The sequence below is a fragment of the Serratia sp. MF1(2023) genome, assembly GCF_030954545.1.
Lineage (GTDB): Bacteria > Pseudomonadota > Gammaproteobacteria > Enterobacterales > Enterobacteriaceae > Serratia > Serratia sarumanii.
Genome location: NZ_JAVHUX010000008.1, coordinates 370,967 through 390,830 on the forward strand (window position 1 = coordinate 370,967; position 19,864 = coordinate 390,830).

Here is a 19,864-nt window from a genome sequence, read left to right on the forward strand (position 1 = left end):
CAGCCGATGAGGAAATATCCCAGTATAGTCGCGCTCAGGCCTGATGCAGGCGCTGCAGCCCCTGTTCCAGCGTCTCGCTCTCGCCGGCGGCCACCAGGCAACAGGCGACCTGCCGCTGGATGGCCTGCGGGATCGCCACCTCGCCCGCCAGGCAGCGCTCGGTCCAGCGCGCGGTGGTTTCCGCGTCTTTCGCCGCCGGCAACGTTGGCGTTTCATCCTGCAAGGTGCGCTCCAGCAACACGCGCTGTTCGCCGCCGGCAATATAGTGAATCTGCGGGCAGCGCAGCGGGTTGGCGTAGGCTTCGCCTTCGGTGCCGTGCATCAACAGCCCGCGGGCGCCGATCTGGCGGAAAAACGACGCCACCCGGCCGACATACTCCGGATGTGAGACGCTGGCGAGGCGCAGCGCATCCTGTTCGCCGAACGGCGTCGCCAGCTTGGCCAGCGTATGCGCGCTGTTGCGCACCCCCATGCGCCAACGCAGCCCGAGCTGCCGCGCCAGCGGCGCCGACAGCGTGGAAACCGGCATGAACACTGCCTCGCCGTTATCGAGACGCTGCTGGGCGTGAACGGCCTGTTCCGACCACGGCAGCCCCAGGGCGCGGAAAATCTCGGCGCTGGTCACGCGGGTGCTGTCGTCCAGCACGCCATGCACCACCACCGGCAGGCCCACTTTCGCGAGCAGCAGCGCCAGCAGCGGCGTCAGGTTGGCCTGCTTGCGCGCGCCGTTATAGCTCGGCAGCACCACCGGCAGCGGCCGCCCCTGCGGTGCCTGCAGCGGCAACACCTGCTGCTGCATCGCCTGGTAGAAGCCCAGCATCTCCTCTTCGGCCTCACCCTTGATGCGCAGCGCGATCAGAATGCCGCCCAGCTCCAGCTCGGGGACCTCCCCGGCCAGCATCGCCTGATACAGCTCAAAGGCGGTCTGCCGGTCCAGGTCGCGCGCATGGTTTTTGCCGCGGCCTATTTCTTTGATAATTTTGGTGTAATCCATCCGAAGGTTCCCCTTGCTCACTCTTCGGTTAGCATACCCTATCCGCGCCGCCGCTCAACCTCCTCCGCCAGCCGCCGCTGCGTTTCATCGCCGTCGCGCAGCCCGGCGATCACCCCATCGGCATCGTCGGCGCTGCGGTTTTGGCTCATCTTCCATTTGCCTTCGCGCCGGGTGACGGCGATCTCGATACCGACGATGCCTTTAAGCTGCGCGGTGATGTAGTTGGCCGGCGCGTCGTCGAGCCGCCAGGGCGCCGGGCGCCCTCCTTCCTGCTGCGCGGTCAGATCGATCAGCTGGCGCCGCAGCCAGGCCGGGTCGTCCGTTACCGTCGGCACGCCATACAGCTGCACCACGCTGTAATTCCAGGTCGGCACCACCTTGCCGGTCTGGCGCTTGCTCGGATACCAGCCGGGCGACACATAGCCCTCCAACCCCTGAAAAATCACCAGGCATTCCGCCGCGTGCTGCAGCCGCCGCCAGTGCTCGTTGGCGCGCGCCAGGTGCGCCCGCAGCCGGATCTGCCCCTGTTCGACATCGACCAAAAACGGCAGCGGATCGGCCGTCAATCCCTGCTCGCCGTGGCTGACCAGCAGCCCCAGCGGGTGGGCGCGCACCAGCGCCAGTTGGGCATCCAGATCGTCTTCGCGAAATGCGGCGGGTTGAAACATCAGTGTGGCTCCTTACGCTCTCTCATCATGACGACAGTAAAGCACCCGCCGGCGGCCTACTTAAGATCCGCTTTCTGACTATTTCGCGTGATCCGGTTTAACAAGATCAGGGCGACGCCCATCGCCAACAGATTAAATACCATGGCGCCGGCAAAGGCCTCGGCATAGCGCTCCGCCGCGCCGCCGTGCGCCAGCAGCGGCACGAAACCGACGCCGCTGACCACGATGCCCAGCGCGCCCCCCACCTGCTGCACGGTGGCAACCAGCCCCGCCGCCATGCCCGCCTGCCGCTCGTGCGCCAAACCGAGCACCAGATTCAGCAGCGGCGTCATGCTCAGCGCCTGGCCGAATCCCAGCACCACCAACCCCGGCAGCAGCCGCAGCGGATGCGCCAGCGCCGCGCCCCACAGCGCCTGCGCCATCAGCAGCGCCAGCCCGGCGGCGTAAATCGCCACGCCCGCGCTCAGCGCACGGTTGCCCCAACGCAGCGCCAGCCGGGGCGCCAACATCGACGCCAGCATAAAGGCCGCGCTGGCCGGGGCGAACAGGCTGCCCGCCTGAAAAGGCGTCAGCCCCGCCCCCGCCTGCAGCAGCAGCGCGAAACATAAAAAAAACGAGGAAGCGGTGGCATAAATCGCCAGCACCACCGCCATACCCGGCGCGAAGCCCGCCTGGCGGAACAGCGCCGGATCGAGCACCGCATCGTCGCCGCGCTGCGCCAGACGGCGCTCCCAACGCAGGAAGCCCCACAGCGTCAGCATTGCCAGCGCCAACATCGGCGCGATCCACCACGGCCAGCCGCGCGCCGGCCCTTCCAGCAGCGGCAGCAGCAACAGCGACAGGCCGGTCGCCGCAAGCCCCAGGCCAACGCCATCCAGCCGCTGCGCCTGCGCCACCCGCGATTCGGGAATGCGCCGCGCCGCCCACAGCGCCAGCGCGCCGATCGGCAGATTAATCAGAAAGATCATGCGCCAGCCGCTGCCGAACAGGTTGGCCTCGATGATAAAACCACCGAGGATCTGGCCGAAGATCGCCGCCAGCCCCAGCGTCATGCCCAGCCAGGCGAAGGCGCGCCGCCGCTGTTGCGGCTCGTACAGCACCCGCATCAAGGCGTAAATTTGCGGAAACAGCAGCGCCGCCGCCGCCCCCTGCAGAATACGCGCGGCGATCAGCAGGCTGAGCGATCCCGCCAACCCGCACAGCAATGAAGTCAGCGTGAATCCCAGCATGCCGAGGCTGAACAGACACCGACGTCCGAAGCGATCGCCCAGACGCCCGCCGGCGATCAACAGCACCCCGAACGCCAGTTCATAACCGGCGACGATCAACCCGACGCCGGCAAAATCGGCGGCGAATTCTCGCTGGATCACCGGCGCCGCCACGTTGACCACAAACAGATCGAACACCGTGACAAAACCGCCCAACAGCAGCACCGGCAGGCCGGCCAACCCTCGCCGTTCACGAGATAATGAATGTTCCATACCACCTCCAGAGATTATGATGGCCGCAGTATGAAACATGTTTTAAACTGTTACTATATAGCCACTTATACTATTACTGACAGCAACAGGACGGCCGCCATGCCCCCACGCACCCTCGAGCGCACTCGCCACGAACTGGCGGATTTTCTACGTCAAAAGCGAGAACAGCTGTCGCCACAGGCGGTCGGTTTGCCGAGCGGCAGCCGCCGCCGCACGCCGGGATTGCGGCGCGAGGAGGTCGCGGCGCTGGCCGGCGTCGGCCTCACCTGGTACACCTGGCTGGAACAAGGCAGGGAAATCAATGCGTCGGTGGCGTTTTTGGAAAACCTGGCGCGGGTGCTGCAGCTCGACGCCGCCGGCCGCTACCACCTGTTTTTATTGGCGCATCAGCGCCCGCCGGTGCCGGTCGGCCATCAGTGGTGCCAGGTCTCGCCGCTGGTGCGGCGGCTGCTGGACGATTTGGCGCTGCGGCCGGCCTACGTCATGAACCTGAGTTGGGACATCATCGCCTGGAACCCGGCGGCACAGCGGCTGTTCGCCATCGCCGAACGCCCGCCGGAAGAGCGCAACATGTTGTGGATGCTGTTTGCCGATCCACAGCTCAATGCGCGCCTGCTGGAGTGGCGGGCGCAGGCGCCGCAAATCCTGGCCAGCTTCCGCCGCGACTACGCTCGCGCGCCGGAGGATGAGGTGATGCGCCAACGGGTACAGGCGCTGGAGCGGGTGTCGCCGCAGTTCCGCCAGCTCTGGCGGCAGCACGACATTCACGGGCGCTGCCAGGGACGGCGCAGCTTCGCCATCCCGGAAATCGGCCCGGTCACCTTTGACCACGCCTCTTTCATCGTCGACGAAGAGAATCACCTGCGGCTGGTGATGTACAGCGCGCTGCCGGACGAACCGGCCAGCGCGGCGTTTGAAGCGCTGCTGCGCGAGGGTTAGCGGCGGCTGTCGAAAATGAGCTTGCAGGCCAGCCCGGCGAACACCCCGCTCAGCAGGTAGTTCGGCCAGCGGGCGCTGAAGCGGCGGCCGGCAAAGCGGCTTTTCATGCCGCTGACCGCCAGGATCACCCCGCCGTTAATCAGCAAGCCCACCAGATTCAGCACCGTCGCCAGCGCCAGCATCTGCACCACCACCGAGCCTGAACGCGGATCGATAAACTGCGGAAACAGCGCCAGCACGAACAGCGCCATTTTCGGGTTGAGGATGTTGGTGAACAGCCCCTGGCGGAAGATGCGCGCCGTCGGCACCGCCTGCAACCCGGCGGAAGCCTGCAAACTGCTGCCGGATCGCAGCGTTTTCCACGCCAGATAGAGCAGATAGGCGGCGCCCAGCATTCTCACCGCGTCGTAAGCCAGCGGCACCGCGACGAACAGTTGCGACAACCCCAGCGCCGCCGCCAGCGCGTGACAATACGTGCCGAGCTGAATGCCCGCCAGCGAAGCGAAACCGGCGCGCCGCCCCTGGCTGACGCTGCGCGAAGCGATCAGCAGCATATCCGGGCCGGGGGTCAGCGCCAGCGCCACGCAGGCACCGGAAAACAACAACAGCGTTGCGGCATCAATCATGAATCACCTGATAAGAAGAGGGACGGGAATGGAGCGTCCATCATAGCGGCGCCGACGTGGCTTGTCAGCGCCGCTCGCGTCAGATCACCCACAGATCGAGATACTCGTTGACCGGCATCTGCGCCAGCCGCTGCCGGTCCAGCGACACCTCGAGAATGCGCTGCTGCTGCAGAGCCGGGAACTGGCGCGCCAGGTTGGTTTTGAACTTCTCGACCAGCAGTGGGATGCCCTCTTCGCGCCGCCGCGCATGGCCGATAGGATACTCCACCGCCACCTCATCCAGACGGCTGCCGTCGGTAAACTCCACCGTCAGCGCATTGGCGATCGATCGTTTTTCCGGATCGTGATAATCGCGGGTGAAGGCGGGATCTTCATGGCAATGGATCTTGCCGCGCAACGCATCGATGCGCGGATCCTCGGCCACCCGATCCTCGTAGTCCGCAGCCGTCAGCCGGCCGAACAGCAGCGGGATCGCCACCATATACTGAATGCAGTGATCGCGATCCGCCGGGTTATCCAGCGGCCCCTGCTTGTCGATAATACGCAAGCAGGCCTCATGAGTGCGGATGCTCACTGCGGCGATGTCGGCGGCGGTTTTGCCGGCGGCCTGCATCTGGCGGTGCAGCGTCATGGCCGCTTCCACGGCGGTCTGGGCATGGAACTCCGCCGGGAACGAAATTTTAAACAGCACGTTCTCCATCACATACGCGCCGTACGGCCGCTGGAAGCGGAAAGGCTTGCCGTTGAACGAGACGTCGTAGAACCCCCAGGTCGGCGCCGTCAGCGCCGAGGGATAGCCCATCTCGCCGGTGGCAGCCATCAGCGCCAGCCGCACCGCGCGCGCGGTCGCATCCCCCGCCGCCCAGGATTTGCGGGTGCCGGCGTTCGGCGCGTGGCGATAGGTACGCAGCGACTGCCCGTCCACCCACGCCAGCGACACCGCGTTCAGGATCTCCGCCCGGCTCAGGCCGAGCATCTGCGCCACCACCGCGGTGGACGCCACCTTCACCAGCAGCACGTGATCCAACCCCACCCGGTTAAAGGCATTTTCCAGCGCCAGGCAGCCCTGGATCTCATGCGCCTTGATCATGGCGATCAGCACCTGCCGCATGGTCAGCGGCGCTTTGCCCGCCGCCACCGCCTGGCGCGAGAGCCAGTCGGCCACCGCCAGGATCCCGCCCAGGTTGTCCGACGGGTGCCCCCACTCCGCCGCCAGCCAGGTATCGTTGAAGTCGAGCCAGCGGATCATGGCGCCGATATTGAACGCCGCCTGCACCGGATCCAGCTGGAAGCGGGTGCCCGGCACCCGGCTGCCGTTCAGCACCTCGGCGCCCGGCACCACCGGCCCCAGCAGTTTCTTGCAGGCCGGATAGCTCAGCGCCTCCAGCCCGCAGCCGAGGGTATCGAGCAGGCAATAGTGGGCGGTGCGGTACGCCGCCGGGGTATCGACGGCCTCTTTCATCACATAATCGACGATATCGACCATTTCGCGATCGAACGGCGGACGGCGGGTGTTGGCAGACTCAAGCATCATGATTCCCAAAGGCTCCATAGTGAATAACGATCGGCGCTCAGCGCTGATCCAGCGGTACGAACGCCCGCGCTTCCGGCCCGGTATAGTTGGCGGACGGGCGAATGATTTTGTTGTCCTGCCGTTGCTCGATGATGTGCGCCGACCAGCCGCTCACCCGCGCCATGACAAACAGCGGCGTGAACATTTCGGTGGGCACCCCCAGTTGGTGATAAGACACCGCCGAGAACCAGTCGAGGTTGGGGAACATCTTTTTGGTGTCGCGCATCACGCTTTCCAGCCGATCGGCGATGTCATACAGCTTCATCGCCCCCGCCTCCCGCGACAGGCGCAGCGCGATCTCTTTGATCACCTGATGGCGCGGATCGGAGACGGTGTACACCGGGTGCCCGAAGCCGATCACCACCTCTTTGTTGTCGATGCGGCGGCGAATGTCGGCCTCCGCTTCGTCCGGCGTTTCATAGCGTTGCTGGATCTCCAGCGACACCTCGTTGGCGCCGCCGTGCTTCGGCCCACGCAGCGCGCCAATGGCGCCGACGATCGCCGAATAGACGTCGGATCCGGTGCCGGCGATCACCCGGCCGGCGAAGGTCGAGGCGTTGAACTCATGCTCGGCGTACAGGATCAATGACGCGTGCATCGCCTGCTCCCAACTGGCGGAAGGCGCTTCGCCGTGCAGCAGGTGCAGGAAGTGGCCGCCGATGGAGTCGTCGTCGGTCTCCGGCTGAATGCGCTCGCCGTTGTGGCTGTAGTGATACCAATACAGCAGCATCGATCCCAGCGACGCCAGCAGCCGGTCGGCGATGTCGCGCGCGCCGGCCGCGCCGTGCTGCTCTTTTTCCGGCAGCGTGCAGCCAAGGGCCGAGACGCCGGTACGCATCACGTCCATCGGGTGAGACGCCGCAGGCAACGCCTCAAGCACCGTGCGCACGCTGGCGGGCAGGCCGCGCAGGGCTTTGAGACGGTGTTTGTAGGCTTGTAGCTCATCGCGGTTGGGCAACTTGCCGTGGATCAGCAGGTGGGCGACCTCTTCAAACTCGCAGTGGCGCGCGAGATCGAGAATGTCGTAACCGCGATAGTGCAGATCGTTGCCGCTGCGCCCTACGGAGCACAGCGCGGTATTCCCGGCGGGCACGCCGGATAACGCCACGGATTTTTTCGGCTTAACGCCAGTCGGGCTTTGCGGGGGGATCGCTTGGCTCATACCGTCCTCGTTTGGCTTGTGCGTGAATGGCGCCTATTCGTCGCGCTGGCGAGCGAACAGGGCGTCGAGTTTCTCTTCGAACAAATAATAGTTGATGCTTTCATACAGCTCGTTGCGGGTCTGCATGGTGTCGATGACGCTTTTCTGCGTGCCCTCCTCGCGCAAAGCGCGGTACACCCGCTCCGCCGCCCGGTTCATCGCCCGGAAGGCCGACAGCGGATACAGCGCCATATCCACCTGGGCGCTGCGCAGCTCGTCGGTGGTAAACAGCGGCGTCGCGCCGAATTCGGTGATGTTGGCCAGGATCGGCACCTGCGTCGCCTCAGCAAAGCGGCGGTACATGCCCAGCTCGGTGATCGCTTCCGGAAACAGCATGTCGGCTCCGGCCGCCACGTAAGCCTGAGCGCGCTCGATGGCCGCCTCCAGCCCCTCCACCGCCAGCGCATCGGTGCGCGCCATGATCACGAAGTCCGGATCGCTGCGCGCATCCACCGCCGCCTTGATGCGATCCACCATCTCTCCGGTGGAAACGATGGCCTTATTGGGGCGATGGCCGCAGCGCTTGGCGCCGACCTGATCTTCGATATGCAGCGCCGCCGCCCCGGCCTTGCTCACCGATCGCACCGTGCGGGCGACGTTGAACGCCGAAGCGCCGAAACCGCTGTCCACATCCACCAGCAGCGGCAGCGGGCAAACGTCGGTGATGCGGCGAATGTCGGTCAGCACATCGTCCAAGGTCGAAATGCCCAGATCCGGCAGCCCCAGCGAACCGGCCGCCACGCCGCCGCCGGAAAGGTAGATGGCCTGGAATCCGGCCCGCTGGGCCAGCAGCGCATGGTTGGCGTTGATCGCGCCGGCGATTTGCAGGGGTTTTTCTTTACTCAGGGCCTGACGAAAGGCGAGCCCAGGTGAGCGCAGCGTCATGACGTTTTCTCCGATTGGCCAGATGAAACAGACAGAGCAAGGGGCGGGCCAGGTTGTGCTTCGGTGAGGAAAAAATTAAACACGATAAAAATAAGTGAGTTACAACATATTCAGCGCCATTAGCCTGGCAAAGGGGTAAAAAACGTTTCAGCTAACGTTTCAATCGCTGTTTCACGCAGTAAATTTGAAACATAACTGAAACCGGGCTACACCTAATGCAGCCACTTCCATTCGGTAACCCACCATGAGCGATCACGTCACGCCGGACAAACCGGTGATCTGGACCGTCTCCATCACCCGCCTGTTCGATCTGTTCCGGGACATCAGCCTCGAGTTCGACCATCTGGCAACCATCATCCCGATCCGCCTCGGCTTTGAGGAGGCGGTGCAGCACATCCGCGCCCGCCTGGCTACCGAGCCTTGCGACGCCATCATCGCCGCCGGCTCCAACGGCGCCTACCTGAAAAGCCGCCTGTCGGTGCCGGTCATTTTGGTCAAGCCCGGCGGCTTCGATCTGCTGCAGGCGCTGAGCAAGGCGCGCAGAACCGCCGATCGGATCGGTGTCATCACCTATAAAACTCCTCTGCCCGCGCTGCTGGAGTTCCAGCAGACCTTCGATCTGCCGCTTGAGCAGCGCAGCTACGTCACCGAAGAGGACGCGCGCGGCCAGATCGCCGAGCTGAAAGCCGCCGGCATTCAGGCCGTGGTTGGGGCGGGCCTCATCAGCGAGTTGGCGGAAGAGGCCGGGCTCACCGCCATTTTTCTCTATTCCGCCGCCACCCTGCGCGCCGCCTTCAGCGATGCGCTGGACGTAACGCGCCTGATGCTGGGCGGCGGCAAACGCGGCGGCGATTACGCCGCGCGCAATACCCTGCAGCCGCGCTACGGGCTGAGCGATTTGCAAGGCGACTCTCCGCAGATGGAGCAGACGCGGCGCACCATCATGCTGTACGCCCGCTCGCCGGCGGCGGTATTAATTGAAGGAGAAACCGGCACCGGCAAGGAGCTGGCGGCGCAGGCGATCCACCGGGAATACTTTTCCCGGCGCGGCGCGCCGGCCAGAGGCGCGACGCCGCCGTTCGTCGCCATCAACTGCGGCGCCATCGCCGAATCGCTGCTGGAGGCGGAGCTGTTCGGCTATGAGGAAGGCGCCTTTACCGGCTCACGGCGCGGCGGCCGGCGCGGGCTGTTGGAAACCGCCAACGGCGGCACTCTGTTTCTGGATGAGATCGGCGAAATGCCGCTGCACCTGCAAACCCGGCTGTTGCGCGCGCTGGAAGAGAAGGCCGTCACCCGGGTCGGCGGGCAGCAGCCGGTGGCGGTCGACTTTCGCGTCATCAGCGCCACCCACAACCACCTGGAGCAGGCGATTCAACGGGGCGGTTTTCGCGCCGATCTGTTCTACCGCCTGAGCGCCCTGCGGCTGCAGCTGCCGCCATTGCGGGCGCGCGGCGACGATATCGCGATGCTGGCGGAACACTTTCTGAAGCGGTCGCTGGCGGCGCTCGACGTGCCGCTGACGGAGCCGCTGCGCGCCGCCCTGGCCGGCTGTTACGCCGCGCTGAGTCATTACGCCTGGCCCGGCAACCTGCGCGAACTGCGCAACATGATGGAACGGGTGGCGCTGATGCTGAGCACCGGCGCCGCGCCGAGCGGCGAGACGCTGCGCTGGCTGCTGCCGGAGCTGGCGGCGGGCACGCCGCCCGAGACACCACCAGCGCCCGTCTCCGCCCACGAAGCGCTGGCGCGGTGCAGGGGCGACCACGCCGCCGCCGCCCGGTTGCTCGGGATCAGCCGCACCACCTTATGGCGCCGGCTGAAAAAAACGAACTGAGCATCAGCCGGCGCGCCGGCCGTCCGAGGCCGGCAGCAGCTGCGCTCGCCGCTCGCCCAGCAGGTTCATGCCCGCCGCCGCCAGCAGGATGATCGCCGCGCCCAACAGCTGCCAAGCCGACAGCCGGTGGCCAAACGCCAGGCGATCCACCAGCATGGCGGCGATCGGGTAGATGAACGACAGCGAGCCGATCAGGTTGGTCGGCAGCTTCTGCAACGCGCCGTACATCAGCACGTACATCAGGCCGGTGTGCAGCACGCCGAGCGTCGCCAGCATGCCCCACTGCCCAGCGCTGGCCGAAACGTGGAAATCCACCAGCGGCAACAGCATCACCGCCCCTACCGCCACCTGGATCAGCGCAATAAGATGCGGCGGCGTGCCCTTCAGCCGCTTGGCCGCCAGCGCCATCAGGGCGTAAAAAAACGCCGCGCCAAGCGCCAGCGCGATGCCCGCCAAATAATGACTCTGTTCCCCCGCCTGCCGCGGCTGCGCCAGCACCACCAGCATCATGCCGCCGAACGCCAGCCCCAGCCACAGCAGCTTGCGGGCGGTCAGCCGCTCCCCCAGAAACAGCGCCCCCAACCCCACCAGCATAAACGGCTGGGTGTTGTACACCGCCGTGGCGATGGAGATAGACGCATAGGAATAGGCGGCAAACAGCAGCAGCCAGTTGATCACCAGCGCCACCCCACCGGCGATAGCCAGCAGCAGCGTGGCGCGCGTCAGCACATCGCGCCGCAGCTGCCCCAGCGCGCCGCACACCGCCAGCAGCACCAGCGCCCCCACCGCGCAGCGCCAAAACACCACGTTGACCACCGGCTGGCCGGACATCAGCACAAACCAGCCGATGGAGCCGGAAATCAGCATCGCCGCCGTCATCTCCAGCGAGCCGCGTTTTATCTCTGCATTCATTCTGCGTTCCTCCAAACTTGCCCAGAGGCATAGCTTGCGGCTTCGCCGGGCGGCTTTCCATAGCATAAAAAAGGCAGATATGCTTAACTACCTTTTTCTCGTAGTTATAATAAAGAAAATACCTAACGGAGGCGTTATGGATGATATCGATCGCCAGATCCTGACTCTTTTGGCGCTGGACGCGCGCGCGTCGTTGAAGACGCTGAGCGCGCAGGTGGGGCTGTCGTCGCCGAGCACGTCGGAAAGGCTGCGGCGGCTGGAGGAAAGCGGCGTGATCCAGGGCTATACCCTGAACGTCAACCTACAGGCGGTGGGCTACGCCTTCGAGTCGCTGGTGCGCATCAAGCCGCTGCCGGGCATGCTGAAGAAGGTCGAGCAGCTGATTCAGGCGATCCCGGAAGTGGTCGAATGCGATAAGGTGACCGGCGAAGACTGCTTTATCGTGCGGCTGGTGGCGCACTCGATGGCGCAGCTCGACCACACCCTCGATCGGCTGGCCGAGCAGGCGCAGAGCAACACCTCGATCGTGAAAACCACGCCGGTCAAGCGCCGCCTGCCGCCGCTGCTCTGATTAACGCCGCCGCTTGCGGGCGAACGGGTTGCCGCGCTTCTTCTCTTTTTTGGCCGCGTCGGCGGCGGATTTCAACGCCGCCAGATGCGCCTTGTCGGCCTCCGGCACCGCGCGCTGTTCGATCGGGAACACCGGCAGCGACGCCAACAGCCGCGAACCGTAGTTTTTGGTCAACAGCCGGCGATCGTAGATCACGATCTCGCCGTAGCATTGGTTGCTGCGGATCAGGCGGCCGACCTGCTGGATCAGGTTGAACGAGGCGCTCGGCAGGCTCTGCACTTCGAACGGATAGCGCTTCAGCGATTTCAGCCACTCGCCTTCGGTAATGATCACCGGGCTGTCAATCGGCGGGAACGCAATTTTGTGAATGTGTACCTGGGTCAGCAGCTCGCCTTTCAGATCCAGCCCTTCGGCGAACGATTGCAGCCCCACCAGCACGCTGGCGACGCCCTTCTCCACCCGCTTGCGGTGCTCTTCCACCAGCCGGTAGCGCGGCTGGTCGCCCTGCACCAGCAGCATCAGACGCAGATCGGTCACGTAGCTGAGGAAAGTCTGCATCGCCCGGTGGCTGCTGAACAGGATCAGCATGCCTTTGTGTTTGCCGCTCGCCTGCTCGGCGCGGAAACATCGCGCCATCTCCTCAAGGTGCTCCGCCTCGTTGGCGAGCGCCGGTTCGTAGCGCATCTGCGGAATGACAATCTTGCCCTGTTCGACGTGATTGAACGGCGAAGAGAGCGTTTCGAAACGATCGCCGGCCTTCTCGCTCAGCCCGCTCATCTCCTGCAAACGCGCGAAGCTGTTCAGCGAACGCAGCGTGGCCGAGGTGACCACCACGTGCGGCACCTTGCGCCACAGCAGCTTCTCCAGCTGGTCGCTGACGCGGATGCCGACGCAGTGCAGGTAAAGATGAGTGACGTTATCGCGCAGCTCGCGTGTGACCCATTTGGAGATCGGCGCGTTGGAGGATTTGTCGAGCGCCGCCAGCCGCCACAGCTTGCTCATCGCCTCCAGATAACCCAGCGTGCGGCTCATCTGAATGATCGACCGGTGCAGGCGCACGATGTCATGCTTGCCGGTCTGCTCGGTGAGATCGTTAAGCACGAACTCCGCCAGCCCGCGCAGCGCATCGGTCAGTTTGAACAGCCGCGCGCAGCTCTCCACCATCTCCGCCGGCAGCTCGCCCATTTCAAAACGGTGCTCGGCCGCCACGCTGTCACCGGGCAGATAGGCACTGACCTGATGCTCGAAGATCTGCACCAGCTCGCGCAGCTCCTCGCAATGGTTTTTCAGCCGCTCGCTGTTGGCCAGCCCCGGCGGATTCTTCGGCCGGTACTGCGTCATGCACTGCTCGACCTGGCGCACGATCATGTCCAGCTGCAGGTTGGTCGACAGCGCGGTGATTTCCCCGTCGATCTCCAGCGCGTCGCGCGCCACCTCTGGCAAATGGTGGCCTTCGTCCAGCACCAGCAGCAGCTCTTTCGGGTTCGGCAGCACCGATTCCGTCTCCAGCGCCGCCATCACCAGGGCGTGGTTGGCCACCACCACGTCGGCGCTCTCGATCTCTTTGCGGGCGATATAGAACGGGCATTCGCGAATGTAGTGGCAGTTGCGCCCCAGGCAGTTGGCCTTGTCGGTGCTCAGCTTGGCCCACAGCGGATCGTCGATGCTCTGCTGATAGTGATCGCGCAGCCCGTCCCACTCGAAGCGGGCCAGCGCCTTGGTCAGCTTCTGGCACAGCGCTTGCTCTTCGCCGCTGGACGGCGCCAGCTCGTCGTCGAGGAACAGCGTCAGATCGCCCTGTTGGCTGACGTCGGTGCTCATCGCCGCCAGATTGCGCGGGCACACGTAACGCCCGCGGCCAAAGGCGCCGGTAAATTTCAGATCGGGGATAATCTTTTTCAGCAGCGGCAAATCCTTGCTGTAGATCTGGTCCTGCAGCGCCACGTTGGCGGTGCTGACCACCAGCGGTTTACTCTCCGCCCGCCCGACGGCGATGCCCGGGATCAGGTATGACAGCGTTTTGCCGACGCCGGTCGGCGCCTCGATCGCCAGATGGCGCGGGTAGTCGCCGGCCAGCGTCTTCGCCACCTCGGCGATCATCTGGCGCTGGGGCGCACGGGAAATGAAATCCGGTATTTGCTGCTGCAGGGCTTTGTACCACTGGCCAATCTGATCTTTAACTGCGGAGGAGAGCGCCATTCAACTCTTATCTAAACGAAATGATGGCGCCATTGTCCCACAGACCGCCCGCGGCGTCAGCCCGAGTTACGCCTGCGGATCGATCATCGAGGCGCGCCCGGCGCTGAACGACCACTCGTCCAACTGGGTGGTGGTGATCACCACCATCACATCCTCGGGGCGCAGCCGCAGGTTTTCCGCCAGCAGCGCCGCCAGCCGCCCGTAGAAGCGCCGCTTGGTGTCGGTGTCGCGCGGCCGCCCGGCGGTGATGTAAAACAGCACGAAATCCGCGCTGCGCGGCCCGCCGAGATAGTCGCGATCGTAGATAAGCTCACCGGGTCGGTATTGATCGATCACCTGAAATTTATCCGTCGGCGGCACCTCGAAGGCCTCCACCAGCGCCTGATGCAGGCTGTCGGACAAGGTTTGCAGATAGTCGGCGGACTTGCCCTGATGCAGGGCGATGCGGCTAAACGGCATGGTTGTCCTCCTGTTCCAGTTCACGCAGGCGCGCCACGGCCGACGCCGCCGCGGGCCAGCCGGCGTAGAACGCCAGATGGGTGATGAGCTCGGCCAGCTGCTGGCGCGTCACGCCGTTGCGCTGCGCCAGCTGCAGGTGAAACGGCAGCTGTTCCACGCGGTTGAGCGCCACCAGCGCGGCGACGGTAATCAGGCTGCGCTCGCGCGGGCTCAGCGCCGGCCGCTGCCAAATATCGTCAAACAAAACGCGGTCGCTGAGCTGCGCCAGCTTGGGGGCAATATCGCCGAACGCCTGCTGCCCGGCCTGGGATTCTGATGGCATCACACTCTCCTGTCAGTTGCGGATAGCCTTACGCTACCCGCCGCCGCAGCGAGTGAAAATCGGGATTTTCAGCAGTCTCGGTTCAGAAAAACGGGAGGGTTCCCCGCCGGGCGGCGGGGAGGCATCACGATTCCAGCGGGGCAACACCGTCGAAATGGGCGCTCAGCAACGCATTCAGCTCCGGCCGCTGTTCCACCCGCTCTGCGATGGCGTACAGCCGCGGGCAGTGTTGCCGGAACCACGCGCGGCCCGGCCGCCAGTTGCACATCACCGCCACGTACAGATCCAACGCGCTGAAGCTCTTGCCGAGAAACCACGGGCCCGCAGCGCCGGCGGCGGCGTTCAGCTGCCGCAATAAGCGCTCGCGATAATCCATTACCGCGTTTTTCAGCTGTTCCGCCCCCGCCGCCTGCGGCTGCCAGCGCTGCGGATGGTCGGCATAGGTGAAGGTGGGGTAAATCTCCGCGTTGATGAACAGCAGCCAGCGCAGAAAACGCGGCAACAGCGGCGAGCCGCCGGGCGGCGCCAGTTCGGCGTGCGGCGCGCGATCGTGCAGCAACAGAATGATCGCCGCACTCTCCGTCATCACTTCGTCATTGGGCAACACTAAGGTGGGCACCTGGCCCAACGGGTTCAGCGCCAGCAGGCGATCGCGCTCCGGGCCGTCCTGCGTGTAGTCCACCTCCTCATAGCCCCAGGGGAAAGCGGTCAACACCAACGCGGCGGCCACGATCGTCGAGCCGCAGCCCTGCGTGCCGAACAAAGTATAAGTATCGTGCATGATTCCTCCCGCAGCGGAACAAGGTATCGATAACTGTAGACCAGCCGCCGACCGTCGGCCGAAGAAAAAATTCACTCTTTACGCGACTTTTTTAATCGTTCGACATGAAAATGAATTTTTTGTCATAAATAGATCACATTACTACGGTAAAAATTCTCCGCCGCCAACAATCAGGCGGCACAGTAAAACAGCAATGCAACTGATGATAAGCGTCTTTCAATCGAATAAAGCAGGGTAACCCATGAAACGTAATCTTCTGGCCGTTATTATTCCGGCACTTTTACTTGCGCAAGCGGCACAGGCAGCAGAAATCTACAATAAAGACGGCAACAAACTCGATTTTTACGGTCGTGTAAAGGCCCTGCATTATTTCTCCGATGATGCCGGCAACGACGGTGATAAAACCTACGTGCGTATCGGCTTTAAAGGCGCGACTCAGATTAACGATATGCTGACCGGCTACGGCCAGTGGGAATATCAGATCGCCGCCAACCACACGGAATCCGACGGCACTAAAGATACCAAAACGCGTCTGGGCTTCGCCGGTCTGAAATATAAGGACCTCGGTTCCTTCGACTACGGCCGCAACTACGGCATCATTTACGACGTCGGCGCCTGGACGGATATGATCCCTGAATTCGGCGACGATGCTTACATCAAGACCGACAACTTTATGAACGGCCGTACCAACGGCGTCGCCACCTACCGTAATAACAACTTCTTCGGACTGGTCGACGGCCTGAAATTTGCCGTGCAGTACCAGGGCAAGAACGAAAACGACGGCCGCTCCGCCAGCAAGGCGAACGGCGACGGCTGGGGCCTCTCCTCCAGCTACGAAATCATCGATGGCCTGAGCGTGGGCGCCGCCTATGCCTCTTCCAACCGCACCACCACGCAAAAAGCGGGCACCTTCGGTAAAGGCGACAAGGCCGATATCTGGGCCGGTGGTCTGAAATACGACAACAACAACGTCTACCTGGCCGCGACTTATTCGCAGAGCCGCAATATCGCGCCTATTTCCGGCACCGCCACCATCAATAACAACGCCACTTCCGTTAGCGGCTTCGCCAATAAAGCGGAAGGGATTGAATTGGTCGCGCAATATCAGTTCGACTTCGGTCTGCGCCCATCGCTGGGTTACGTTCAGCAGAAAGGCAAAGATATTGAAGGCATCGGCGACGTCGATCTGGTGAAATATTTCGACGTAGCGGCAACCTATTACTTCAACAAAAACATGTCCACTTATGTCGAATATAAAATCAACCAGCTCGATGACGACAACAAGCTGGGTCTGAAAAACGACGACGTGGTTGTTGTCGCCCTGACCTACCAGTTCTGATGTGATGAATGAATAACCACCACTGCAAACTTTAGCGTCACTTGATACCCAGAGTTTTATTTCGCCGGGCGGCTGCGTCCGGCTTTTTTGTTTTTATTTTCCCCCTGTCCAATCCTCCCGCTTGCCTTGCAAAAAAAACGGGTCTACATGTATAGCTTTCTCCCCGAGCGAAATCAGCCATGCATAACGACGGACGCTTCGACTTCCACAACGCCCTGCGCTACAGCAGCGACGAACTGGCGAACATCCTCAGCCACTGCTTTGAAAACTACATCGTGCGCTTCGTTGTCGACGGGCCGACCTTCGCCGCCCGTTTCGGCGCCGAAGATCTCAGCCTGAACGACAGCCTGATCGTCACCCACCGCCATGAACCGGTGGCGGTGGCGCTGATCGCCCGCCGCGGCCGGCACAGCCGGGTCGCGGCCTTTTCCGTGCGCCCGGAGATGCGCGGCCAGGGCCTGGGCAAGGCGCTGATGCAGCGGCTGGTGGCGGACGCCCGCCACCGCGGCGACCGGCGGCTGTCGCTGGAAGTGATCGAAGGCAACGACGCCGCGCTGGCGCTGTACCATCGCGCCGGGCTGCGCATCGTGCGCACCCTGACCGGCCATCAGGCGCCGGCGGAAGCGCCGCCAGGCACAGCGGAACTGCAGGCGGTCGATCCACTGACCGTCAGCCATCGCCTGACGGCGGAAGGCGCCACCGATCTGCCCTGGCTGATCGCCCCCGAATCGCTGTTCAAGCTGCCGGGCAAACCGCAAGCCTATACGCTCAATCGCCAGGCCTACGCCGTGGTGATGCCCGGCGCCGAGCACTGCTGGCTGCGCCTGATCTACGTGTCGCCGCAGCACCGCGGCCAGGGGCATGCGCGCGCCTTGCTGGCCACCCTGCAAACAAGGTTCGCCCCTTTGCCGCTGACTGCCAACGTCGTTGTGCCCGAGGTGGCCGCCCCCTTCTTTACGCATCTTGGCTGGCGGCAGGATCCCCTGCGACAGTTCGAGATGGATATGCTGCTGGACAGCCCACAAGAATAAAACCGAGAGAGATAACGATGGCAGGAAAACAGGCAAGGACACTCACCCTCGGCGCGGCGATTGGCGTCGTGCTGCTGACGTTGGCCGGTTGCGCGCAGCCGCCGCACACCGACGCGCAGGCCCAGCAGCGGCTGGCGGATCAGTCGGTGCTGGCGGTGAACTGGTTCCAACAGTCCGGCGAATACCGCGCGCTGGCGCATCAGGCTTTCAACAGCGCGCAGCGCGCCTTCGATCAGGCCAGGGCCGCGCCGGGCCGTAAAAAGGCGGTGGTGGTCGATCTGGATGAAACCATGCTGGACAACAGCGCCTACTCCGGCTGGCAGGCGCAGCAGGGCCAGCCATACGACGGCGCCACCTGGGCCAAATGGACGCAGGCCGAACAGGCCGGCGCGGTGCCGGGCGCGGTGTCGTTCGCCCGCTACGTCAACGCCCATCAGGGCACGATGTTCTACGTGTCGAACCGCAAGCAGAGCGAATACGCCGCCACGGTGGCCAACATGCAGAAGCTCGGTTTCACCGGCATGTCGGAAAAGACCGTGCTGCTCAGCACCGATACCTCCAATAAGCAGGCGCGCTTCGACGCCATCAAACAAGCCGGCTACGACATCGTGGTGTACGCGGGCGACAACCTGAACGACTTCGGCGCCGCGACTTACCACCAGGACAACGCGCAGCGCCGGGCATTCGTCAGCGAGAACCAGAACAAGTTCGGCACCGAATTCATCGTGCTGCCCAACCCGCTGTACGGCGATTGGGAAAGCGGGCTGGCCCGCGACTACAACAAGCTGACGCCGCAGCAGAAGCTGCAGGTGCGCCAACAGGCGATCAAAGCCTGGCGCGGGCGCTAAGCCTCACAGCAGTTTGTACATATAGCAGGTGGCTTCCAACGCCCCGCCGTCGCTGGCGCGGGCGTAATGCGGAATGTCGCCCGCCGCCTCGAACCCCAGTTGGCGGTACAACCCCTGCGCCGCGCTGCCGCTCAGGGTGTCCAGCACCAACAGGCTGCGGCGATGACGCGCCGCCAGCGCCTGCACTTCCTGCATCAACTGCCGGGCGACGCCCTGCCGCCGCGCCTGCGGGTGCACCATCAGCTTGGCCACTTCCGCCCGGTGGCGGCCGTTGTCCGGCATCGCCAGCAACAGCTGCACGGTGCCGACCGGCCGACCGTTCGCCAGCGCCACCAGCATCGCACGCTCTCCCCGCGCCAGGGCCGGCAGCAACCCCTGCCAAAACGCCCGCGCCTGCTCCACTGTAAACGGCATGACAAAACCAATGCTGGCGCCGTGCGCCACGCTGGCGTGCAGCATCTCGGCCAAGTCGGCCATGGCGCTTTGCGCCGCGTCGGCGCCCCACTGTTGCAATTCAATCATGGCTATGGCCTGCAGATAACGAGCGTGTAATGGGCCGGCTCATCGCCGGGGACATGGAAACGGGACGCGCCGAACAGGCGGTAGCGCAGGCAGTCGCCGGGCGACAGCCGGAAAACGCGCCCTTCCAGCGTCAATTCCAGCTGCCCGGACAGCAACCAGAGGTGATGCTCCAGCGCCGGTATCGACGGCAGGTCGTAATCAATCTGCGCGCCGGCATCGAGCCGGGCTTCGATAAACTCGGCCTTATACAGCGCGGCGGGAGGAGAAACGGAGCGACGGTGGAAACCGCTGGCGCGATCGACCCATACCGGCTGTTGCGGCGGCCGCAACAGCTCCGGCGGTTCGTCTTCGATTTCGCTCAACAGGCGCGACATGGTCAACCCGTAGGCGGCGCACAGCCGGTTCAGCAGCGACGCCGTCGGGCTGGTTTCGGCGCGCTCCACCCGCGAGAGCGTCGCCCGGCTGAGGCCGGTGCGCTGCGCCAACTCTTCCAGCGACCATCCCTGCTGCTGGCGCAAATCCGCCAGCCGCTGCGCCAACCTCAGGTCGGCAGTCTCCAAACCGTTATCCATCGCTCACACTCCGCCTTGAAATCCCATATAAGAGAAATAATCTCAAATTAGAGACATGGCAAGCGCATTTTAAAAAATGCCGCGCAGCGCGATGAATATCAGCATGC

At 64.0% G+C, this 19,864-nt stretch carries 20 protein-coding genes; 6 read left to right on the forward strand and 14 right to left on the reverse strand.

Annotated features, from left to right (window positions below; all coding sequences use genetic code 11):
• Nucleotides 1-34: 34 nt before the first annotated feature.
• Genes ybiB through REA38_RS04610 form a run of 3 tightly spaced genes read right to left on the reverse strand, consistent with a single transcriptional unit; the run spans nucleotide 35 to nucleotide 3,143 of the window.
• The gene (gene ybiB, locus REA38_RS04600) at nucleotides 35-994 is read right to left on the reverse strand and encodes a DNA-binding protein YbiB (protein WP_308885149.1); all 960 of its coding nucleotides are present in this window, start codon (nucleotides 992-994) and stop codon (nucleotides 35-37) included.
• A gap of 38 nt (nucleotides 995-1,032) precedes the next feature.
• Nucleotides 1,033-1,662 carry an FMN-binding negative transcriptional regulator gene (locus REA38_RS04605; RefSeq protein ID WP_308885150.1) on the reverse strand — a complete coding sequence of 210 codons (630 nt, stop codon included), beginning with the start codon at nucleotides 1,660-1,662 and terminating at the stop codon, nucleotides 1,033-1,035.
• Between the two features lie 56 nt (nucleotides 1,663-1,718).
• A complete protein-coding gene (locus REA38_RS04610) occupies nucleotides 1,719-3,143 on the reverse strand; it encodes an MFS transporter (RefSeq protein ID WP_308885151.1) in 1,425 nt (474 codons plus the stop codon).
• Between the two features lie 99 nt (nucleotides 3,144-3,242).
• Between REA38_RS04610 and REA38_RS04615 the strand changes: the two genes are divergently transcribed.
• Nucleotides 3,243-4,082 carry a helix-turn-helix transcriptional regulator gene (locus tag REA38_RS04615; RefSeq protein ID WP_033637650.1) on the forward strand — a complete coding sequence of 280 codons (840 nt, stop codon included), beginning with the start codon at nucleotides 3,243-3,245 and terminating at the stop codon, nucleotides 4,080-4,082.
• Here the strand turns inward: REA38_RS04615 and REA38_RS04620 are convergent.
• The 4 genes from REA38_RS04620 to prpB form a co-directional block, all read right to left on the reverse strand.
• The gene (locus tag REA38_RS04620; protein WP_048321374.1) at nucleotides 4,079-4,708 is read right to left on the reverse strand and encodes a LysE family translocator; all 630 of its coding nucleotides are present in this window, start codon (nucleotides 4,706-4,708) and stop codon (nucleotides 4,079-4,081) included. The two genes, REA38_RS04615 and REA38_RS04620, sit on opposite strands and share 4 nt — an antisense overlap.
• A gap of 79 nt (nucleotides 4,709-4,787) precedes the next feature.
• Nucleotides 4,788-6,239 carry a bifunctional 2-methylcitrate dehydratase/aconitate hydratase gene (locus tag REA38_RS04625; protein ID WP_308885281.1) on the reverse strand — a complete coding sequence of 484 codons (1,452 nt, stop codon included), beginning with the start codon at nucleotides 6,237-6,239 and terminating at the stop codon, nucleotides 4,788-4,790.
• Nucleotides 6,240-6,279: 40 nt separating this feature from the next.
• On the reverse strand, nucleotides 6,280-7,443 hold the full coding sequence (prpC, locus tag REA38_RS04630) for a 2-methylcitrate synthase (RefSeq protein ID WP_033646891.1): 1,164 nt from the start codon (nucleotides 7,441-7,443) through the stop codon (nucleotides 6,280-6,282).
• A 33-nt stretch (nucleotides 7,444-7,476) separates the two neighbouring features.
• Nucleotides 7,477-8,367 (reverse strand): methylisocitrate lyase, encoded by an 891-nt coding sequence (gene prpB, locus REA38_RS04635; protein WP_033646893.1) that lies wholly within the window; start codon nucleotides 8,365-8,367, stop codon nucleotides 7,477-7,479.
• Nucleotides 8,368-8,611: 244 nt separating this feature from the next.
• On the opposite strand from prpB, the gene prpR reads away from it, so the two are divergent.
• Nucleotides 8,612-10,201, forward strand: a complete 1,590-nt coding sequence (gene prpR / locus REA38_RS04640; protein WP_308885152.1) for a propionate catabolism operon regulatory protein PrpR — start codon at nucleotides 8,612-8,614, stop codon at nucleotides 10,199-10,201.
• Nucleotides 10,202-10,204: 3 nt separating this feature from the next.
• Here prpR and REA38_RS04645 read toward each other — a convergent pair whose 3' ends face one another.
• Nucleotides 10,205-11,113: a DMT family transporter gene (locus REA38_RS04645; protein ID WP_041034093.1), complete on the reverse strand. Its 909-nt coding sequence runs from the start codon at nucleotides 11,111-11,113 to the stop codon at nucleotides 10,205-10,207.
• A 136-nt stretch (nucleotides 11,114-11,249) separates the two neighbouring features.
• Here REA38_RS04645 and REA38_RS04650 point away from each other — a divergent pair, with 136 nt between their 5' ends.
• A complete protein-coding gene (locus tag REA38_RS04650; RefSeq protein ID WP_193169040.1) occupies nucleotides 11,250-11,684 on the forward strand; it encodes an Lrp/AsnC family transcriptional regulator in 435 nt (144 codons plus the stop codon).
• Here the strand turns inward: REA38_RS04650 and dinG are convergent, their stop codons facing one another.
• The 4 genes from dinG to REA38_RS04670 form a co-directional block, all read right to left on the reverse strand.
• Nucleotides 11,685-13,883 (reverse strand): ATP-dependent DNA helicase DinG, encoded by a 2,199-nt coding sequence (dinG, locus tag REA38_RS04655; RefSeq protein WP_033637643.1) that lies wholly within the window; start codon nucleotides 13,881-13,883, stop codon nucleotides 11,685-11,687. It lies immediately after the preceding gene.
• Between the two features lie 66 nt (nucleotides 13,884-13,949).
• Nucleotides 13,950-14,342, reverse strand: a complete 393-nt coding sequence (locus tag REA38_RS04660) for a tautomerase family protein (RefSeq protein ID WP_033646903.1) — start codon at nucleotides 14,340-14,342, stop codon at nucleotides 13,950-13,952.
• Nucleotides 14,332-14,664, reverse strand: coding sequence for a carboxymuconolactone decarboxylase family protein (locus REA38_RS04665; RefSeq protein WP_033637641.1), 333 nt, complete (start codon nucleotides 14,662-14,664; stop codon nucleotides 14,332-14,334). The genes REA38_RS04660 and REA38_RS04665 overlap by 11 nt, the downstream gene beginning before the upstream one ends.
• 124 nt (nucleotides 14,665-14,788) lie before the next feature.
• Nucleotides 14,789-15,445 carry a glutathione S-transferase family protein gene (locus REA38_RS04670; protein WP_041034091.1) on the reverse strand — a complete coding sequence of 219 codons (657 nt, stop codon included), beginning with the start codon at nucleotides 15,443-15,445 and terminating at the stop codon, nucleotides 14,789-14,791.
• 241 nt (nucleotides 15,446-15,686) lie between these two features.
• Between REA38_RS04670 and ompC the strand changes: the two genes are divergently transcribed.
• From ompC to REA38_RS04685, 3 genes are all read left to right on the forward strand, one after another.
• Nucleotides 15,687-16,784 (forward strand): porin OmpC, encoded by a 1,098-nt coding sequence (gene ompC, locus REA38_RS04675; RefSeq protein ID WP_033646909.1) that lies wholly within the window; start codon nucleotides 15,687-15,689, stop codon nucleotides 16,782-16,784.
• A gap of 179 nt (nucleotides 16,785-16,963) precedes the next feature.
• Complete coding sequence (locus tag REA38_RS04680; protein WP_308885153.1) at nucleotides 16,964-17,815, forward strand: GNAT family N-acetyltransferase; 852 nt, start codon at nucleotides 16,964-16,966, stop codon at nucleotides 17,813-17,815.
• 17 nt (nucleotides 17,816-17,832) lie between these two features.
• On the forward strand, nucleotides 17,833-18,663 hold the full coding sequence (locus REA38_RS04685; protein WP_308885154.1) for a 5'-nucleotidase, lipoprotein e(P4) family: 831 nt from the start codon (nucleotides 17,833-17,835) through the stop codon (nucleotides 18,661-18,663).
• Nucleotides 18,664-18,666: 3 nt separating this feature from the next.
• On the opposite strand, the gene REA38_RS04690 is transcribed toward REA38_RS04685, so the two are convergent.
• On the reverse strand, nucleotides 18,667-19,185 hold the full coding sequence (locus REA38_RS04690) for a GNAT family N-acetyltransferase (RefSeq protein WP_049212860.1): 519 nt from the start codon (nucleotides 19,183-19,185) through the stop codon (nucleotides 18,667-18,669).
• Between the two features lie 2 nt (nucleotides 19,186-19,187).
• Nucleotides 19,188-19,757: a helix-turn-helix domain-containing protein gene (locus REA38_RS04695; protein ID WP_033646915.1), complete on the reverse strand. Its 570-nt coding sequence runs from the start codon at nucleotides 19,755-19,757 to the stop codon at nucleotides 19,188-19,190.
• Nucleotides 19,758-19,864 lie beyond the last annotated feature (107 nt).

What these genes read in the sequence shown, in the direction of transcription:
- ybiB (WP_308885149.1), bottom strand. Translation starts at nt 994, where the DNA reads ATGGATTACACCAAAATTATCAAAGAAATAGGCCGCGGCAAAAACCAT.
- REA38_RS04605 (WP_308885150.1), bottom strand. Translation starts at nt 1,662, where the DNA reads ATGTTTCAACCCGCCGCATTTCGCGAAGACGATCTGGATGCCCAACTG.
- REA38_RS04610 (WP_308885151.1), bottom strand. Translation starts at nt 3,143, where the DNA reads ATGGAACATTCATTATCTCGTGAACGGCGAGGGTTGGCCGGCCTGCCG.
- REA38_RS04615 (WP_033637650.1), top strand. Translation starts at nt 3,243, where the DNA reads ATGCCCCCACGCACCCTCGAGCGCACTCGCCACGAACTGGCGGATTTT.
- REA38_RS04620 (WP_048321374.1), bottom strand. Translation starts at nt 4,708, where the DNA reads ATGATTGATGCCGCAACGCTGTTGTTGTTTTCCGGTGCCTGCGTGGCG.
- REA38_RS04625 (WP_308885281.1), bottom strand. Translation starts at nt 6,239, where the DNA reads ATGCTTGAGTCTGCCAACACCCGCCGTCCGCCGTTCGATCGCGAAATG.
- prpC (WP_033646891.1), bottom strand. Translation starts at nt 7,443, where the DNA reads ATGAGCCAAGCGATCCCCCCGCAAAGCCCGACTGGCGTTAAGCCGAAA.
- prpB (WP_033646893.1), bottom strand. Translation starts at nt 8,367, where the DNA reads ATGACGCTGCGCTCACCTGGGCTCGCCTTTCGTCAGGCCCTGAGTAAA.
- prpR (WP_308885152.1), top strand. Translation starts at nt 8,612, where the DNA reads ATGAGCGATCACGTCACGCCGGACAAACCGGTGATCTGGACCGTCTCC.
- REA38_RS04645 (WP_041034093.1), bottom strand. Translation starts at nt 11,113, where the DNA reads ATGAATGCAGAGATAAAACGCGGCTCGCTGGAGATGACGGCGGCGATG.
- REA38_RS04650 (WP_193169040.1), top strand. Translation starts at nt 11,250, where the DNA reads ATGGATGATATCGATCGCCAGATCCTGACTCTTTTGGCGCTGGACGCG.
- dinG (WP_033637643.1), bottom strand. Translation starts at nt 13,883, where the DNA reads ATGGCGCTCTCCTCCGCAGTTAAAGATCAGATTGGCCAGTGGTACAAA.
- REA38_RS04660 (WP_033646903.1), bottom strand. Translation starts at nt 14,342, where the DNA reads ATGCCGTTTAGCCGCATCGCCCTGCATCAGGGCAAGTCCGCCGACTAT.
- REA38_RS04665 (WP_033637641.1), bottom strand. Translation starts at nt 14,664, where the DNA reads ATGCCATCAGAATCCCAGGCCGGGCAGCAGGCGTTCGGCGATATTGCC.
- REA38_RS04670 (WP_041034091.1), bottom strand. Translation starts at nt 15,445, where the DNA reads ATGCACGATACTTATACTTTGTTCGGCACGCAGGGCTGCGGCTCGACG.
- ompC (WP_033646909.1), top strand. Translation starts at nt 15,687, where the DNA reads ATGAAACGTAATCTTCTGGCCGTTATTATTCCGGCACTTTTACTTGCG.
- REA38_RS04680 (WP_308885153.1), top strand. Translation starts at nt 16,964, where the DNA reads ATGCATAACGACGGACGCTTCGACTTCCACAACGCCCTGCGCTACAGC.
- REA38_RS04685 (WP_308885154.1), top strand. Translation starts at nt 17,833, where the DNA reads ATGGCAGGAAAACAGGCAAGGACACTCACCCTCGGCGCGGCGATTGGC.
- REA38_RS04690 (WP_049212860.1), bottom strand. Translation starts at nt 19,185, where the DNA reads ATGATTGAATTGCAACAGTGGGGCGCCGACGCGGCGCAAAGCGCCATG.
- REA38_RS04695 (WP_033646915.1), bottom strand. Translation starts at nt 19,757, where the DNA reads ATGGATAACGGTTTGGAGACTGCCGACCTGAGGTTGGCGCAGCGGCTG.